Annotated in this window: 15 protein-coding genes; 10 read left to right on the top strand and 5 right to left on the bottom strand. The window is 39.7% G+C overall.

Annotation, left to right across the window (positions count from 1 at the left end; all coding sequences use genetic code 11):
- Nucleotides 1-85 precede the first annotated feature (85 nt).
- The 7 genes from K7X70_RS17700 (at nt 86) to K7X70_RS17670 (ending at nt 10,180) form a co-directional block, all read left to right on the top strand.
- Entirely contained in the window at nt 86-2,260 is a 2,175-nt protein-coding gene (locus K7X70_RS17700) for a PAS domain-containing sensor histidine kinase (RefSeq protein ID WP_222538330.1), read from the top strand.
- 147 nt (nt 2,261-2,407) lie between these two features.
- A complete protein-coding gene (locus tag K7X70_RS17695; RefSeq protein ID WP_222538329.1) occupies nt 2,408-3,067 on the top strand; it encodes a response regulator in 660 nt (219 codons plus the stop codon).
- A 134-nt stretch (nt 3,068-3,201) separates the two neighbouring features.
- Complete coding sequence (locus K7X70_RS17690) at nt 3,202-6,162, top strand: CheR family methyltransferase (RefSeq protein WP_222538328.1); 2,961 nt, start codon at nt 3,202-3,204, stop codon at nt 6,160-6,162.
- A complete protein-coding gene (locus tag K7X70_RS17685) occupies nt 6,155-7,780 on the top strand; it encodes a PAS domain-containing sensor histidine kinase (protein WP_222538327.1) in 1,626 nt (541 codons plus the stop codon). Before K7X70_RS17690 ends, K7X70_RS17685 begins: the two co-directional genes overlap by 8 nt.
- 10 nt (nt 7,781-7,790) lie before the next feature.
- A complete protein-coding gene (locus K7X70_RS17680) occupies nt 7,791-8,780 on the top strand; it encodes a chemotaxis protein CheB (RefSeq protein ID WP_222538326.1) in 990 nt (329 codons plus the stop codon).
- A 29-nt stretch (nt 8,781-8,809) separates the two neighbouring features.
- Nucleotides 8,810-9,460 (top strand): response regulator transcription factor, encoded by a 651-nt coding sequence (locus K7X70_RS17675; protein ID WP_222538325.1) that lies wholly within the window; start codon nt 8,810-8,812, stop codon nt 9,458-9,460.
- 180 nt (nt 9,461-9,640) lie between these two features.
- Nucleotides 9,641-10,180, top strand: a complete 540-nt coding sequence (locus K7X70_RS17670; protein ID WP_062549426.1) for an RNA polymerase sigma factor — start codon at nt 9,641-9,643, stop codon at nt 10,178-10,180.
- Nucleotides 10,181-10,249: 69 nt separating this feature from the next.
- Here the strand turns inward: K7X70_RS17670 and K7X70_RS17665 are convergent, their stop codons facing one another.
- From K7X70_RS17665 to K7X70_RS17655, 3 genes are read right to left on the bottom strand one after another with little or no spacing between them, the layout of a single operon-like run.
- Nucleotides 10,250-10,555 (bottom strand): hypothetical protein, encoded by a 306-nt coding sequence (locus tag K7X70_RS17665; RefSeq protein WP_222538324.1) that lies wholly within the window; start codon nt 10,553-10,555, stop codon nt 10,250-10,252.
- A gap of 23 nt (nt 10,556-10,578) precedes the next feature.
- Entirely contained in the window at nt 10,579-11,355 is a 777-nt protein-coding gene (locus K7X70_RS17660; RefSeq protein WP_222538323.1) for a 3-keto-disaccharide hydrolase, read from the bottom strand.
- 53 nt (nt 11,356-11,408) lie between these two features.
- The gene (locus tag K7X70_RS17655; RefSeq protein WP_222538322.1) at nt 11,409-12,155 is read right to left on the bottom strand and encodes an LCIB family protein; all 747 of its coding nucleotides are present in this window, start codon (nt 12,153-12,155) and stop codon (nt 11,409-11,411) included.
- Nucleotides 12,156-12,380: 225 nt separating this feature from the next.
- Between K7X70_RS17655 and K7X70_RS17650 the strand changes: the two genes are divergently transcribed.
- Complete coding sequence (locus K7X70_RS17650) at nt 12,381-12,680, top strand: ArsR/SmtB family transcription factor (RefSeq protein ID WP_222538321.1); 300 nt, start codon at nt 12,381-12,383, stop codon at nt 12,678-12,680.
- A gap of 11 nt (nt 12,681-12,691) precedes the next feature.
- Nucleotides 12,692-13,798: an NADH:flavin oxidoreductase gene (locus tag K7X70_RS17645; RefSeq protein WP_222538320.1), complete on the top strand. Its 1,107-nt coding sequence runs from the start codon at nt 12,692-12,694 to the stop codon at nt 13,796-13,798.
- Nucleotides 13,799-13,851: 53 nt separating this feature from the next.
- On the opposite strand, the gene K7X70_RS17640 is transcribed toward K7X70_RS17645, so the two are convergent.
- Nucleotides 13,852-14,115, bottom strand: coding sequence for a hypothetical protein (locus K7X70_RS17640; protein WP_222538319.1), 264 nt, complete (start codon nt 14,113-14,115; stop codon nt 13,852-13,854).
- A gap of 104 nt (nt 14,116-14,219) precedes the next feature.
- Here K7X70_RS17640 and K7X70_RS17635 point away from each other — a divergent pair, with 104 nt between their 5' ends.
- Nucleotides 14,220-14,927: a DUF2490 domain-containing protein gene (locus K7X70_RS17635; protein ID WP_222538318.1), complete on the top strand. Its 708-nt coding sequence runs from the start codon at nt 14,220-14,222 to the stop codon at nt 14,925-14,927.
- Here the strand turns inward: K7X70_RS17635 and K7X70_RS17630 are convergent.
- Nucleotides 14,924-16,135 carry an aminotransferase class I/II-fold pyridoxal phosphate-dependent enzyme gene (locus K7X70_RS17630; RefSeq protein ID WP_222538317.1) on the bottom strand — a complete coding sequence of 404 codons (1,212 nt, stop codon included), beginning with the start codon at nt 16,133-16,135 and terminating at the stop codon, nt 14,924-14,926. The genes K7X70_RS17635 and K7X70_RS17630 overlap by 4 nt on opposite strands.
- Between the last annotated feature and the right edge of the window lie 13 nt (nt 16,136-16,148).

The following is a 16,148-nucleotide window of genomic DNA, read 5'->3' as shown; positions in this document are numbered from 1 at the left end:
GGACATGGGCCATCTGGGGCAACAAAAACACTTTTAGTGCACATTTGTTATATATTTAAAACAATGACATTGTTCCGGCTTATTTATGATCAGTACTTCTTCAACAAAAGACTCCAGCTTATCTGGTATTTCCAATCCAGAATATATTTTAAATTTAATCGATGTAGCTTGTTTTCATTTAGATGCCAATAGTGTTTTTTTATACGGGAATAAAAAGGCGATTGCACTTTTTAAAATGGGAGATACCGCATTTTTAGGGGCAAATGCCTGGACGTTTTTCAATAAAAATGCTTGTTCAGCAGCTTTTCAAGCTATTCAAAAAGCAATTTTAAAAAAAGAAGTAACAGTTACAGAGTACTTCTGCAATCAGGCAGAAATATGGATTTCCCTTCATGCCGTTCCTTCTGAAAGCGGGGTAGTTTTAATGTTTACGGAGATCAATGAACTTACCACAGCAAGACTGCAGCTGCTGGAAGAACAGCGCCGTCTAAAATTGGCCCAGGAACTGGGTAATATTGGCTATTTTGAAGGCCGTACTAAAACTGATCCCCTTTATTTAAGTGACGAATTGTACCGGATCTACGGTTATCAGCCAAAAGAGAAGCCATTTAATTTTGAATTGCTTTGTTCGTATTTTCATCCTGAAGACCGAAGTTTGTTGATGCATACTTTTGAAGAACATCTACAGGAAAAATGTGCTTTTGAACATAGCTGCCGCATTATTACTGCTCAAAAGGAAACGAAGGTGATCCACATGAAAATGGAATTTTTGCTGGACATTACTACCGGCCTGACTCGTTTTTATGGGGTAATCCAAGATGTTACTGTACATCACCTTACAAAAGTGGAACTGAAGGAAAGTAAAGATTTGATTGAATCTGTATTCAACGCAAGTTTGCTGGGCGTATCCTTGTTAAAACCCTTCAGAAATGCTGATGGAGATATTGTCGATTTCCGAATCGAGATGATGAGTCGGGAATTGGAAAAAGAAGCAGGACGGGGGGATTTGATAGGTAGACTTTATTTAGCTGAATTTCCTGGTGTAAAGCCCTCAGGCTTGTTTGATGTGATGTTAAAGGTAATGGAGACTTCCATATCGCAGCAAACCGAATATCATTACAATTATGATGGCTTTGATGCCTGGTTCTCCAGTATGTTTGTGAAAATGGATGACGGGTTAATTGTGACCAATGTAAATATTACTGCCCGTAAAATTGCCGAACAGGAGCAGCTGAAAAATCTGATGATTATGGAACAATCCGAAGAACTGGCTAAAATTGGAAGTTGGGAATACGACTTGAGCTCTGGGGCCTTTAGCTGGTCTGAAGGAATGTACCAGCTTTTTAAGCTGGATCATACGGCGGTTCCGGTACCTGAAATTTACCTTCAATATGCGACTGCAGAACATACTGAAGCAGCAGAGAAAATTATTGAGCTCATGAAGGCTGGTACAGGAGGTTTTGAAGAAAGTATTGAAATTTTAGTAGAAAAGATCCCAAAGGTCTTGAAAATAAAAGCTTCCATACATCGGGATGAAAACGGAAAGCCATTAAAGGTATTAGGGGTTGATATAGACATGACGATGCAAATTGAGCTGTTCAGAAAGAATGAATTGCTGCAAAAGGAGATTTTCAGGGCTATCCTGGGGACACAGCAGGATGAACGTAAGCGTATTGCGGAGAACCTGCACAATGGACTGGGGCAGCTGCTATACGGTGTAAAGCTAAGTCTATCTAAAAATATGCTCAACCTTGTTAATCTAACTCCGACTGAAAATTTAAAAGAAATGCAGCAGACCGACAATCTATTGTCTGATGCCATTAGAGAGAGCCGGAGGCTATCTCATGAACTGATGCCATCAATACTCGAAGATTTTGGACTAAAGGCCGCATTGGATGATATTTGTAATCAATTTCAACTGGCCATTCTGATTCATACCACTTATACCGGATTAGAAAAAAAATGGGATAACTACATAGAAGTTGCAATATATAGAGTGGTCCAGGAATTAATGATGAATGTAGTCAAGCATGCAGAAGCCAGCCAAATTCATCTCACCATTAATGCCAATGAGGAGGTGATCCATATCCAGGTGCATGATAATGGAAAAGGATTTGACCAGGAATTGGTACTGAATAAGGGTATAGGCCTGAAAGCAATCCGAAATAAGGCTAACCTGTTAAATGGTTGTCTCGCTATTAACTCCGTTATAGGTAAAGGAACGGTAATTTCAGTCCTCCTTCCTAACGAACTGAATTGATTAAATCATATTAATTTAATCGTAATTCCTTTTAATCAGTGGTAAGTACGTGGTGTCTTAACGTATTTCTACTGGATTTAGTGAAGTTATGATGAAAAATTTCTTCTTTTAGAGCTAAATGTTGTGTTTTTTTTCGAAATTCATTTCATGGAAGCTTTAAGAGTTGTGCTAGCTGAAGATCATCACATCGTAAGAGATGGAATTCGATTATTATTAGGACAAGAGAAAAGTATTAAAGTTGTTGGGGAGGCGACAAATGGCACTCAGGTAATTGATTTATTAGATCAGGGATTGGAAGTAGACGTAGTTTTAGCAGATCTCAATATGCCTGAAATGGATGGAATGGTCCTTATTAAAACCCTGAAAATTAAATATCCCGAAATAAATATTGTAGTACTCTCCATACTGGACCAGCAGAAATATGTTTTTGAAGCATTTTCTGAAGGTGCAATGGGTTACTTGTTGAAAAGTGTAGGGGTCGATGAACTTTTATTCGCATTAAGGCAGGCAAATAATGGTCAGAAATACCTGTGTGCTGAACTGGGACTTCAATACTTGGAAGATTCCTTCCATCGTCCTGGCCGATTCTCCGAATACCGGGATGAAACACCGCTTGATCTTTCTTCAAGAGAAGTAGAAGTACTTCATTTTATTGGAGAGGGACTCACCAATAATGAAATTGCAGACCGATTATTTATTAGCAGACGAACTGTAGAAGGGCATCGGCAAACGCTGATTGAGAAAACCAGGGTACGTAATACCGCTTCATTGATCAGATATGCAGTAGTCAATGGCTATTTAAAATGACTTTATTTTCTTTGCCAATTTGTTTCTGGACAGGAATTTGGCTGAACATCTCCATTATTTGAACTATTTTCGCTGTTGAATAACTTTTATCACTTCCATATTAATCTTACATTAGCATTAAATACGGATAGGATATGGATATAGCCCAAAATAGCTCCAACCAGCAATTACAAAAAGCTGATTTTTCTGAACTTACTGAAGAATTGAAGGAAAAGAGTAAGCAAAGAAAGTTTTTTCCAATTATTGCAATGGGTGGATCGGCAGGATCTTTCCATGCTTTTGAAGCCTTTTTTAGGCATACGCCTAAGGATACCGGTTTTGCTTTTGTGATCATTATGCACCTGGATCCTATTCAAAATATCGGACTTTCGGAATTGATTCAAAAATCAACCTCTATGCGTGTGGTTGAAGCGGAAGACGGAACGAAGATCGTCCCAAATCATATTTATGTCATTCCTCCCGGTAAGGATATGGGGATTCATAATGGTCATTTACTGTTGTTTAGTGCCTCAAGATCAAAAGGAGCACACATGTGTATTGATTATTTTCTCCAGAGTCTAGCAGAAGATCAATGGAACTATGCGGTTGGAATTGTGTTTTCTGGAATGGGCGCTGATGGAGAGACTGGTTTGAGGATGATCAAAGAAAAATTGGGCATGGCAATGGTACAATTACCTGAAACTGCCGAATATAGCAGCATGCCTGAAGCAGCGATCAAGACAGGAATGATTGATTATATTTTGCCTCCCGAAGAAATGCCTGGCAAACTCATTCAATACCTCAACCATCCGGCATTAAAAGCGGTGGGGACAGATGAATTGTTAAAAGAAAGAAACAATCAGACCCATCTTAACAAGATACTGATGATGCTGCGCTCCCATACGGGACACGATTTTACACTGTATAAAAAGAATACCATTACCAGACGCGTGGAAAGGAGAATTGCATTTCATCAATTACCTGATTACATTAATTATGTCAATTTTCTTAGGGAAAACCCACAGGAGATCGAAATACTTTTTAAAGAACTATTGATTGGAGTCACTAAATTCTTTAGAGATGTTCCTGCATTTGAGCAAATGAAGGAACATTTGTACGCCAGATTGATCAAGAAAAACCACGACGAGCCAATTCGCATCTGGATAGCAGGCTGTTCTACAGGGGAAGAAGCCTATTCTGTGGCGATCTTCCTGATGGAGTTTTTAAGTGCTATGAAGTCCAGGACCCAGCCTAAAGTGCAGATTTTTGCCACAGATTTAGACCCGAATGCAATTGATCATGCACGTGCCGGTTTTTATTTTTCTAATATTATTTCTGAGATCTCCTCAGAACACCTTGACAAATATTTTATCAAGAAAAATAATGGTTATGTAGTGAAAAAGGAAGTTCGGGAACTGATTGTTTTTGCACAGCACAACCTCATTAAAGATGCCCCTTTTACAAGGCTGGATTTACTGTGCTGCAGAAATGTAATGATCTACCTGACCGCAGATCTGCAAAAGAAACTCATGCCGATATTTCACTATTCCCTGAATATTGGTGGAATTCTGTTTCTGGGACCAGCAGAGTCTGTTGGTGTTTTTAATGATGCTTTTAATGTGCTCGATTCTAAATGGAGACTTTATGAACGTAAAGATGGTGTTTCAGTAGCAGGAAAAATGATTGATTTCCCGTTTAACATTACCAATCAATCGGATAAAAATATGAAAGGAATGCAGGAAAAACCAGTAGCCAAAAGTTTATTGGCAGAAAGGTTTCATAAAGTACTCTTGGAAGCTTATACCCCGGCTTCATTACTTGTAGATGATAAAGGAGAAATCCTTTATATCAATGGAAAGGTCGATAAATTCCTCAAATTTCCTTCAGGAGAGGCCTCAATGAATATCCACAAAATTGTAGTTGAAGAACTTAGGTATGCCTTGGGAAATGCGATTCACCAATGTATCCTGGAAAAGGCTAAAATAGAGTATGCCGATCTGAAGATCAATTTCAATGGCGTTTTGCAAATGGTTGATTTTAGCGTAGATCGTCTGGATGATACGCAGCTGCAAAACCTTTTTGTAGTGATTTTTATAGATAAAGGGCCGATAAAAAAGAAATCGGGTCTTATGGGGAAACGGAGCTCTATTCAGGGAGCTGCAGTGGAAGGGCTGGAAAAAGAACTGACTTATACCAAACAGCAGCTGCACACCACTATTGAACAGATGGAGACTTCTCTGGAAGAATTGAAATCTACTAATGAAGAACTTCAAAGCACAAATGAAGAATTGCAGAGTACCAATGAGGAGGCACTCACCACCAAAGAAGAAATGCAGTCCTTAAATGAGGAGCTCATGACCATTAACCTTCAATATCAGAATAAAGCGGAAGAGTTAACCCGCATGAATAACGATATGAAAAACTTATTGGACAATACCGATATTGGAACTATCTTTTTAGACAATAACCTCAATATACTTCGATTTACACCGCAGGTAAATAAACTGTTTAATGTCATCAATTCTGATGTAGGCCGCTCAATAACTCATATCGCTTCTAATTTTGACTACCCATCTATTGAAAGTACGATAGTGGAAGTGATTGAAAAATTAAATGGCAAAGAACTGGAAGTGAAAACAAAAGCGAATGAATGGTATAACCTGCGGATCATGCCTTACCGCACGATGGATAATTTTATTAGTGGAGCAGTGCTTACCTTTACTAAAATCACTCCTGTTAAGGCACTGGAACGTAAGTTTTCCAGCCTGCTTTGCTATATTCAGGCAACCGTCGATCAATTGCAGCATGCTGCAGTCATATTGGATAGGGATGGTAAAGTCCTGGTAGTCAATAGCTTTTTCTTGCAGCTATTTCAGATGAGAGAGGTCGAAATTAAAGAACAATTTTTTATGGAGATTGTTCATAACCGATGGAATATGAGTAAATTAGATTCACTATTCCTAACGGACGAAAAACATCAGAAATTGTACCTTCAACATGAGTTCCCGAGTATAGGAATGAAGAAGTTAATGATATATTTAGAATATGTTCCTGAATCAAAACAGGACGAATACACGGTCAGTATAGTCAACTTCATCGAAAAAGAAAGTGAGTAAAAGAAGCGATAGAGAGAAAGTTATTTCCTTGCTCCGTGCAAGAATTGGCACATCCAGTGATGCATCTTTGTCTCAAGAAAGACAAATTTCAGACCATGAATTGGAAGTCCTCCTGGAGGAATTGCAGATTTTTCAATTGGAGCTGGAAATGCAGAATGATGAACTTTCCAATTCTTATCAAATGCTGGAGCTGGAACGCGCTAAATTTGTCGATTTTTTTAATCTTGCCCCTGTAGGTTATTTTATCCTGGACTATATTGGTTTGGTAGAAGAAGCGAATCAGACTGCTGCTGATATGCTGGCAATGCAGAAATCTAAGATCATTGGTAAGAAATTCCAAAATTTTATCGCAGAGCAGGAGTGGCAGAACTTTTATGCCTTTCTACACCAGATGAACTCCGCAAAGAATAAACTCAGCTGTGAAATCATGCTGAATATGTCCAATAATCGTCAGTATGATGTGAGGATGGAGGGAATCGCGGTGACCAATGGAATTACAAAAAAAAATAAATATTATGTGACAATAATTGACATCTCCGAAAGTAAACATGCCCAGCAGCAACTTTTAGAGACTACTCAACGGCTGGAGATGACATTAAATGCTTCCGGAACAGGCACCTGGACCATGGAGCTAGGCAATAACAAGTTGTTTCTGGATAAATTTAGCTATTCTGTGCTTGGCATCATGGATTGGGAATTTGATGGAACTATTAAAGGCCTGCTGCTCATGATCCACCCGGAAGACAAGGCACTGGTTAAACGTAAGCTATTCGATACCATCAGTACATTCAATGACCTGAATCTGGAATTTCGCATCATCACTAGAGATGGAGAAGTTAGGACCATTCTGGCAAAAGGACATGAAGTCGTAAATGAAATTACACCTCGTTATTTTGCTGGAATTCTGATGAACATTACCTCACAGAAGAGGCTGGCTAGAATAGCGGAAGAATTAAGAGAGCAGCAGCAGAAACTAGTTTTATCTACTACTTTTTCTGCTCAGGAAAAAGAACGGCATAGGATCAGCAGTGCGCTTCATGACAGTGTTTGTCAGATTCTATACGGGATCAGGCTAAACCTTCAAAACATTCAGCTGAGCAAAGACCTAAGGGGAGAGTTCGTGAATGTAAATAAACTACTGGATCAGGCCATCAGGGAAACCAGGGAGCTTTCCTACGAACTGACACCCTCAGTATTGAGGGATTTTGGTTTTGTTTCTGGCGTGAAGGAGATGGCGCAGCGATTAAGTACACCAGGATTCCAAATTCAAACTGTCATTAAGGAAATGATTTACCCTTTATCTGAAGAAGTAGAACTGTATGCTTTTAGAATGATCCAGGAATTAATCAACAATTGCATCAAACATGCTAATGCGACAGAAGCAAAGATCCTTATCTCATCGGCAGATGAATATGTCAATATCGTGATCAGCGATAATGGAAAAGGCTTTGATAAAAGTGTGAATGAATCCATTACTTTGGGCTCTGGAATCCGGGGGATTAAAAACCGTATTTTTCTTCTAAATGGAAAGATTAATTTAAACACGGATAAAACCGGAACAACGATAAGTATTCAATTTAAACGCAACCCTGAGTTAGCCGAAAACCAGGGCGCTTAAAATTATGGTGATGTCTAAAGATGAAGTAAAGAATGTGATTGTGATCGGAACTTCTGCGGGAGGAATCAATGCCATGTCTAAACTCGTTGCTGGATTTAAAGAAGATTTTGATGCCGCAGTATTCGTAGTGATTCACATCTCCAGAAACTCTTTAACAGAGGTCATACTCAGCCAGCTTCAAAAGCACACCGTTTTAAAATGCGTCATTCCTAAAGATGGGGAGGAAATTACAAATAAAGTCCTTTATCTGGCCCCTGCAGATCATCACATGATGATTGAAAAGAAAAAGGTGCTCATTAGAAAAGGAGCTTATGACAACCATTGGAGACCTTCTATCGATGTACTTTTCCGTTCTGCGGCAGCGGCTTATGACTCCTGCGTTACCGGAATTATTTTAACTGGTTTATTGGATGATGGTACTTCTGGTATGTCGGCCATAAAAAGGAGTGGCGGCCGCTGTATGGTACAGGATCCTCAGGAAGCAGATTTTCCCGATATGCCAAATAGTGTGCTGAATAGTATGGAAGTGGATTACAAAGTTTCCATTAATGAGATGGGATGTATCTTATCAGAGATGTTTTCCAAGAACCATTGTGAAGCAGGAACAGTTCCTGATGATGTGAAACTGGAAGCAGAAATTACCATGAGAATGAGCAGCAATGTGAAAGACCTGGAAAAATTAGGCCCCTTAACCCCTTTCAGCTGCCCGGATTGCGGGGGAATATTAGCAAAAGTTGAAAACGACCAGATCGCCCGGTATCGTTGTTATACCGGACATACCTACACAGAAAAGGCACTTGAATCTGAAAAAATAAAAAGAATAGAAGAATCGTTATGGGTAGCTATCCGGATGATGGAAGAAAGAAAAAATCTTCTTGAGAATATGGTTTCCAATAATCCTCCTAACAAAATAGAACGGGCAGCACAAATGAAAGTCCACATTGACCGCTTAAAAAAAATGTTATTAGATTTAAATGAAAACCTGGAAAACAAGAAGTAGAAATATTATATTAAAGTAAATATTAAAAGATGTTACAGGTACTATTAGTAGAGGATCACAATATAGTTAGGAACGGCATTAAAATGCTGTTGGAGACAGATAAAGACATAAACGTCGTTGCTGAAGCAGAAAATGGGGTAGAGGCATTGGCATTTCTGTCTACCGGGGAAAAAGTAGACATTATACTCGCAGATATCAATATGCCGGAATTGGACGGAATGATGTTGTTGAAGGAGTTGAATAGGATGGACATCAGGGCATCGATGGTTATGCTTTCTATGCACGACAATGAAAAATATGTCATACAAGCTTTTGAAGCCGGGGCGATGGGGTACTTATTAAAGAATGTCAGTGCAGAAGAACTGATTTTTTCTTTAAAGCATGTAAATTCTGGAGGAAAATACCTGTGTTCAGAATTATGTATGAGAATGCTGGATAAATGTAGTCAAAATGCAACACGAAATATGGAATATTCCGAAGTAAGTCATGATTTTTCGGATCGGGAAATCGAAATACTGACTTTGATTGCTGAAGGATTGACTAATAGTGAAATATCTGAAAAATTATTCATTAGTAAAAGAACTGTTGAAGGACACCGTCAAGGCTTAATAGAAAAAACTGGATCTAGAAATACTGCAGCCTTGATTCATTATGCCATATTGAATGGGTTGATTCACTAAGAAAAAGTTTTACTACCCATTTTGAATCGGCTTTAAACGATTTAAAATGGCTTTTTGCGTTAAATACGCAAAACGGAATGCTCAATACGTGTTTTATGTATGATATATACGGATTAAAAATTTGGCACGCTCTGAGGCATAGCATTTGATATTTCGATGGTATACTAATCAGCAAATACCATGAGCACAACCACAATCGATTTTAACTTTCAACTATGGAGCTATAAGGACAACTTAAGATCTTTTGCTCTGGCATTTACACAAAATGATGATGATGCCGATGACTTAGTGCAGGACACCATGCTTAAAGCAATTCGCTATGAAAAGAACTTTAAGCACGGTACCAATCTGAAAGGTTGGTTATATATGATTCTACGGAATACCTTTATTAACAGCTACAGACGTAGAAACCTGGCTAAAACTTTTATGAATTTTGGGGTCGATATCACGACCACTGGCGCAGCATTGGGTGCGTCCCATAATACCGGGGTAGGGAAGTGTATCATGAACGATATTCACAGTGCACTTGGAAAATTGCAGCCCCAATACTATACACCTTTCGTAAAATACTTCGAAGGTTATAAATATCATGAAATTGCAAAGGAATTAAACATTCCGATAGGAACTGTGAAAACAAGAATTCACGTGGCTAGAGGTCTGTTGAAAAATGAGCTGAAATCGTATCAGGATCAGTTTTTTAGTAACGGTACGCCGGTCTGATTTTAGCAGCCCTTTCCATTACAGGGTCTCCCATTTATAAAAAATGGGAGACCAGTATTTTCATGTACTCTATTTTACTTTTACACTGCTTACTTCGATCAGTTCGGGTCCGTTCTCTACAGGATAACCCGGAACTTTTGTCCCAACCACTTCAACCTCTTTGTTTTCATAACTATTCAGGTCTACATTGATGCTCTTCAAAGCATAAGTTTTATGGTTAGATTGAATGGTATGGGTACCATATTGATAGGTAGTCATTCCTATTTTTTCAATCTTGCCGGTCAGGCTCACCGTATTCCCATCTTTAGAGGATTTCATACTGCTGCACCCTGCTAAGCTGAGGCCAAGGGCTAAAAGAAGAATTAACTTTTTCATAGATTTGATTTTATACCTTTAATTTATAGTTCTCTGATCCAGATGTTACGGAAACTTAAAGGCTCACTTTTATCGCCATGTGCCTGTAATTTTATAGGGGAGGCACCATGTGCTTTACGGTAAGCAGGTAATCCTACATATTGAGTAGGTCCTTTTAGTTCAAAATTATTTTGAACAAGTACACCATTAAAAAGGACAGTTACCTTTGCCGGGCTTTTCAACGTACCGTCAGTTTCAAATACCGGCGCAGTCCAGATGACATCATAGGTTTGCCATTCTCCTGGTTTTTTTGAAGGATTAACCAATGGAGTAGTTTGCTTGTAAATGCTGCCTGCCATTCCATTTGTATACGTTGGGTTGTGATAAGCATCTAATATCTGCAGTTCATACCCCAGATCTCCCTTTCCAGTAGAAGCCAGGAAAAGACCGCTATTCCCGCGCGCCTGTCCTTCACCAGTGATATTCGCTGGCACCTGCCATTCTAAATGCAATTGGTAATTCTTGAAAGATTGTTTAGTTTCAATGTTCCCACTGTGCTTGTCCACAGTAAATGCCCCTTTACTAACTTTCCAGGCAGCAGGTTTACTGCGGTCGTCGGTCATCACCCATTGGTCCATGTTTTTTCCGTCAAAAAGGACAATGGCGTCAGCAGGTGCATTTCCGAATACTTTAGCAGGACTAACTACAGGCGGAACAGGAGTGTAAAATTCGGTGTCCTCATGTTTAGCTTCCTGTGCATTGCTGATGCTGATCGTTCCAAGGATCAAAGTAGTGGTTAAGATGGCTTTATTTAAGTTCATAGCTGATATTTAACGTGATATTTTTTTCTAATATACCATTATTGAAGACAGTTTTAATTGAAAAACTCATCCATTAGGTTTTGTCGCTCATTTGTTGCAAGATTGATGAGCTCAAAGCGTTTAGCAGAGGTAAAAGAGCCCATGTCTGTATCGCTGTTGATGTGAATTGTACCCAGGAGAATCACATATTTACAGGTATATTTTGTTTGATTGACCAAAGTGTTGATGCGGGCATCAATGGCCTCATAGATGACCTCTGTAGTCTCCTTTATGGGATGAACTGCAGCGAGAATCCTTTCTTTTTCTTTCAGTATAATCTGCTCTATCGTATTCATTTGATAATCTATATCCTCCAGATGGCCTTCTATAATCGAATTGGAATAAAGCTTTTTTAAAGCACCCTTGGCAGCACCACAGCAGTCGGTACTATTCTGCTGCCCGTAACGATGGATTTCACCAAGGACCCCTGCTTTTGAAATACCAATATGAGGTCCATAATAGACAAGAACAGCGCCGTCATCCGGGACATGGCTGGCAAAAGCACTCATACCACTCAATCCGGCAAAAGGAAAGCCATCCAGGCCGCCCAATTTGAATGGACCTAGAAATTCATTTGACCTCACCGGAAACTGTATGCTATTTACATCATCACTGCAAATGCTATCGGCCATCATAATTTGAGCAGGTTCCAGGTCTAGGTGTTCCTCTACAAAATCAATTAAACGGTTGATGCTATCAATCGTAGAAATAGCATTTGGGTAGTGTTGACGTATAATCGCCAGTTTTTCTCTTTTTTTCATAAAGCGAGTTTAGGCCCATCCATTATTAATGGATGGAGCTGTGGTTTAATGCGGAGCAGCTAGATCGCAATCAAATATCTGATTTTATTGAAAACTATCGGCTTTCTAAGGAATTTAATTATCAATACTGTAATAATGGTATCGGGAAAAATCGATATCATCAGAGTAATGTCATCTCTTTTTCTTTAATAGGTATATCGGAAAAAGTCGATATATATTTGTACCATGAAACAGTTAGAAATATTTAAAGCCCTGTCTAACAAGACCCGACTGGAAATTTTACAATGGTTAAAAGATCCTGCTGCGAGTTTTCCAGAGCAAATTCACGCCGGATTTGAAGTAGGGGTCTGTGTGGGAGAAATTCAAAGGAAGTCAGGATTGACACAATCTACTGTTTCAGAGTATTTATCTATTCTTCAGCGTGCCGGCCTGGTTTCTTCTACAAGAGTAGGGCAGTGGACATATTATAAAAGAAATGAAGAAACATTTATTGAACTGAGTAAAATTATTGAATCCGATATATAAATCATATAATTATGAATACAGATAGCTTGTTCAGGCCATTTAGTCTGAAATCTTTAAATATAAAAAACAGAATAGTGATGGCGCCAATGACGAGATCTTTCTCGCCAAATGGCATTCCAGGAGCAGATGTAGCTGCTTATTATAGTAAAAGAGCAGTTGGAGAAGTTGGCTTAATCCTTTCTGAAGGAACCGTAATCGATCGCCCAGCCTCTTCAAATGATGGAAATGTTCCTCATTTTTATGGAACCGAAGCATTGGCCGGATGGCAAAATGTGATCAATGAAGTGCATGCCAATGGCGGCGCAATGGGTCCTCAGATCTGGCACATGGGAATTATGGACAACCACGCCTCAGGCTGGCTGCCTTCAATACCATTTGAAGGCCCTTCTGGCTTAAACAGACCGGGTTTTAACAATGGGAATACCATGACCGAAGCCGATATCAAAGCCGCGATTCTTGCGTATGGTGCCGCAGCAGCAGAGGCAAAAAGAATGGGATTTGATACAGTAGAGATTCATGGTGCACATGGTTACCTGATCGACCAGTTTTTCTGGGAAGGCACGAACCTGCGTACCGATAGTTACGGAGGTAAAACCTTAGCGGAACGCAGCCGTTTTGCCATTGAAGTGATCAAAGAAGTGCGCAGACAAGTAGGCGAAGATTTCACCATAATTCTTCGTTTATCTCAATGGAAACCTGCTGATTATACTTATCAATTAGCAAAAACACCTCAGGAAATGGAAGAGTGGTTAATTCCTATGGCTGATGCAGGTGCGGATATTTTTCATTGTTCTCAGCGCAGATTCTGGGAGCCGGAATTTGAAGGTTCAGATTTAAACTTCGCAGGATGGGCTAAAAAAATCACTGGAAAAGCAACAATTACCGTAGGTTCTGTTGGATTGGACGGAGAGTTCTTGAAAGCTTTTGCAGGAGAAAGCGCTCAGCCAAGTTCTTTAGATGAATTGATCCGCCGTATGGATCGGGGAGATTTTGATTTAGTGGCCGTAGGCAGACCATTGCTGGCAGATCCAAACTGGGTAAAGAAAATTAAAGATAACCGTTTGGGAGAACTGAAAGGCTTTACCAAAGCAGCATTAGGACAGTTGGTAATGGACTAAGCAATCGCTGAAATTACAATAAAGGGCCGTACTTAGAAATACGGCCCTTTGCTTTATAAGGATTTTTGATTTTCTTTTAAGTAAGTGTCAATCTGCAGACCTACCTGATCCACGATTTCCTGTGGATGTTCCGCTTCATTTCCACCAGATTCATACCAGCCATTGTCATCTTTAATCAGATAAAGATAAAAACCTGAGCCCGCGGACTGGCTTTTGAAATGATAAGTCTTTTCGTCTGAAGTCGTTAACGGCCCTTTAACAATTCTACCACCCGATAATTTCACTTCCACTTCTAATAAATGCTTTTTTACACCCATGTTTTTTTACGAACATAGGCAATATAACTCGCATCCCAGTTTTTATCCCATTTCTTTAAATAATTGTTTTATTTTGGGCAAACTAATTTGAAACCTTATCTACAATGCGTATTTACTATTTTTTGCTGGCCTTCCTGTGCTTTTACAGCAGCATGGCCATTGCCCAGACTTCAGTGCAAAGCACTGGTTGGCTGTTCTTAATGAACAGCAATAAATTATCAAAAAAATGGGGGACCCACCTGGATGTTCAACTGAGAAGCGGTGATCAGTTTAGTCATTTGAGAAACGTTATGTTCCGACCTGGTCTGACCTATTTTCTAAATGACAAGAGTGACCTGACCCTGGGTTATTTGTTAAATCAGACTTACATTCCACAGGAAAGTACTGCTGATATCCAGCTCACAGAACATCGCATCTGGCAGCAATATATCTATAGACATAAGCTGAATACCTTGAACTTTAGCCATAGATTTAGGTTAGAACAACGATTTATAGAACAGCAGAATGGAACAGATGTATTTGCACAGCGCATCAGGTATTTTGCTCGCGTGATACTTCCTCTGGCAAAAGGCCAGCAGAAGTTTGAAAGAGGTGCATTTGCGGCCTTACAAAATGAACTGATGTTCAATGTGCAGCATAATAACCATATAAATGGTCATTTTTTTGATCAAAACAGGGCTTACCTTGCAGGAGGATTCCGCTTTAGCAAACAATTTGACCTGGAGGCGGGCTACCTGAACCAGGCGCAGAAAATGCGTAAAGGGCAAACAATTAATCATGCCATCCAGCTCGCTTTATACACCAGATTTTAAGGAAAGTTTAGCAGGAGTGAAGAAATTTCCTCCCGCTTTGAATTTTTCATTTGAATATCCATGGGAAGGTAAATGATGTGTGCTAAATCAAGCGTGGAACACAAATAATTGACCGGTGTTTGCGACTCCAATTTGATCAGGCTGGATGCTTTTGCAGTTGCATCAAATCCATGGCTGCGGAGGTGTTTGATCAGTTCATCCGGATGCGCACTGTAAATGGGCAATACCCAATAACTATGGTTTTTATTTAAAGTACCAATCTTCATCGCCTCAGGCAACCGGCTTAGAATAGCGGCAGCCAGCTTCCTCCTTTCACTAATCCCATCGGGAGAGAAATTAATCCATCTTCTTTTTAATAACCGATGATTGGCCGTACAGGGTCTGAATCTGATTTTTCTCAGGACATCCTGGCCTGGAAATCCAGAGGTAAAACCAGCGAGCGCATCATCGAAATCTCTTCCGCTCCTAGTAATCAAATGGTAAAATAAAGTATAACCGATAGGAGTCGTCAGTAACTGCATGAATAAAACCTTCAGCAATTTTTTCAGGTATACGCTTGTTTTTTGTCTCCTTAAACCTTCGTTCAGCGAACATGCTTTTAAATAAAGCGAGGGGTCTTTTATGCGAACAACAGCACCGGAAAGTGCAGTATTTGTTTTGATCAAGCCAAAACTATAAAGCAGTATGTCGGTTTCCGGGTGCCCTGGAAATGCTGGATAAGGGGGCATTGCTGAAAACTGCGGACCTTCAATATTGCCCATGAAAGCTTGTGCGGCATCTTCAATTACCAAAATCTGATGTGCTTTTGCAATCGGTATAATGGCTTCCATATCCATCACAGCCCCGAAAAGATGGCTCAGTAATAACATTTTGCTGGCCGGATTTATAGCTGCTTTAAGCGCTTCCGGATCAATGCTGAGCGTGTCTTTTTTAACAGATAAAGGGATAGGAATCAGCTGATGTGCCCGGATAATTTGGAACATATCCGGAATATTAATGTCGCTGACCAGGATTTCTGTGCCTGGAGGGTAATTTAAGGCAGTCAGGATAAGATCCACACCAGTACGCACAGAGAGCGTCACCATATGGTCTTCTTTTTTTGGAAAGTCTGCTGCCGTTTTGTTTTTGCGAAAATAGCCAGCAAGGCAGTAGCCAATTCCGGCAAAGGTATCTGAAAAACTAAGGTCTAATTTGCCTCTCGGGATCATGTGCTGATTTTGT

Source organism: Pedobacter polysacchareus (genome assembly GCF_019802255.1).
GTDB lineage: Bacteria > Bacteroidota > Bacteroidia > Sphingobacteriales > Sphingobacteriaceae > Pedobacter > Pedobacter polysacchareus.
This window is presented reverse-complemented; position numbering and strand designations above follow the sequence as displayed.

What these genes read in the sequence shown, in the direction of transcription:
- K7X70_RS17695 (WP_222538329.1), top strand. Translation starts at nt 2,408, where the DNA reads ATGGAAGCTTTAAGAGTTGTGCTAGCTGAAGATCATCACATCGTAAGA.
- K7X70_RS17650 (WP_222538321.1), top strand. Translation starts at nt 12,381, where the DNA reads ATGAAACAGTTAGAAATATTTAAAGCCCTGTCTAACAAGACCCGACTG.
- K7X70_RS17655 (WP_222538322.1), bottom strand. Translation starts at nt 12,155, where the DNA reads ATGAAAAAAAGAGAAAAACTGGCGATTATACGTCAACACTACCCAAAT.
- K7X70_RS17645 (WP_222538320.1), top strand. Translation starts at nt 12,692, where the DNA reads ATGAATACAGATAGCTTGTTCAGGCCATTTAGTCTGAAATCTTTAAAT.
- K7X70_RS17635 (WP_222538318.1), top strand. Translation starts at nt 14,220, where the DNA reads ATGCGTATTTACTATTTTTTGCTGGCCTTCCTGTGCTTTTACAGCAGC.
- K7X70_RS17675 (WP_222538325.1), top strand. Translation starts at nt 8,810, where the DNA reads ATGTTACAGGTACTATTAGTAGAGGATCACAATATAGTTAGGAACGGC.
- K7X70_RS17660 (WP_222538323.1), bottom strand. Translation starts at nt 11,355, where the DNA reads ATGAACTTAAATAAAGCCATCTTAACCACTACTTTGATCCTTGGAACG.
- K7X70_RS17680 (WP_222538326.1), top strand. Translation starts at nt 7,791, where the DNA reads ATGTCTAAAGATGAAGTAAAGAATGTGATTGTGATCGGAACTTCTGCG.
- K7X70_RS17690 (WP_222538328.1), top strand. Translation starts at nt 3,202, where the DNA reads ATGGATATAGCCCAAAATAGCTCCAACCAGCAATTACAAAAAGCTGAT.
- K7X70_RS17630 (WP_222538317.1), bottom strand. Translation starts at nt 16,135, where the DNA reads ATGATCCCGAGAGGCAAATTAGACCTTAGTTTTTCAGATACCTTTGCC.
- K7X70_RS17670 (WP_062549426.1), top strand. Translation starts at nt 9,641, where the DNA reads ATGAGCACAACCACAATCGATTTTAACTTTCAACTATGGAGCTATAAG.
- K7X70_RS17700 (WP_222538330.1), top strand. Translation starts at nt 86, where the DNA reads ATGATCAGTACTTCTTCAACAAAAGACTCCAGCTTATCTGGTATTTCC.
- K7X70_RS17640 (WP_222538319.1), bottom strand. Translation starts at nt 14,115, where the DNA reads ATGGGTGTAAAAAAGCATTTATTAGAAGTGGAAGTGAAATTATCGGGT.
- K7X70_RS17665 (WP_222538324.1), bottom strand. Translation starts at nt 10,555, where the DNA reads ATGAAAAAGTTAATTCTTCTTTTAGCCCTTGGCCTCAGCTTAGCAGGG.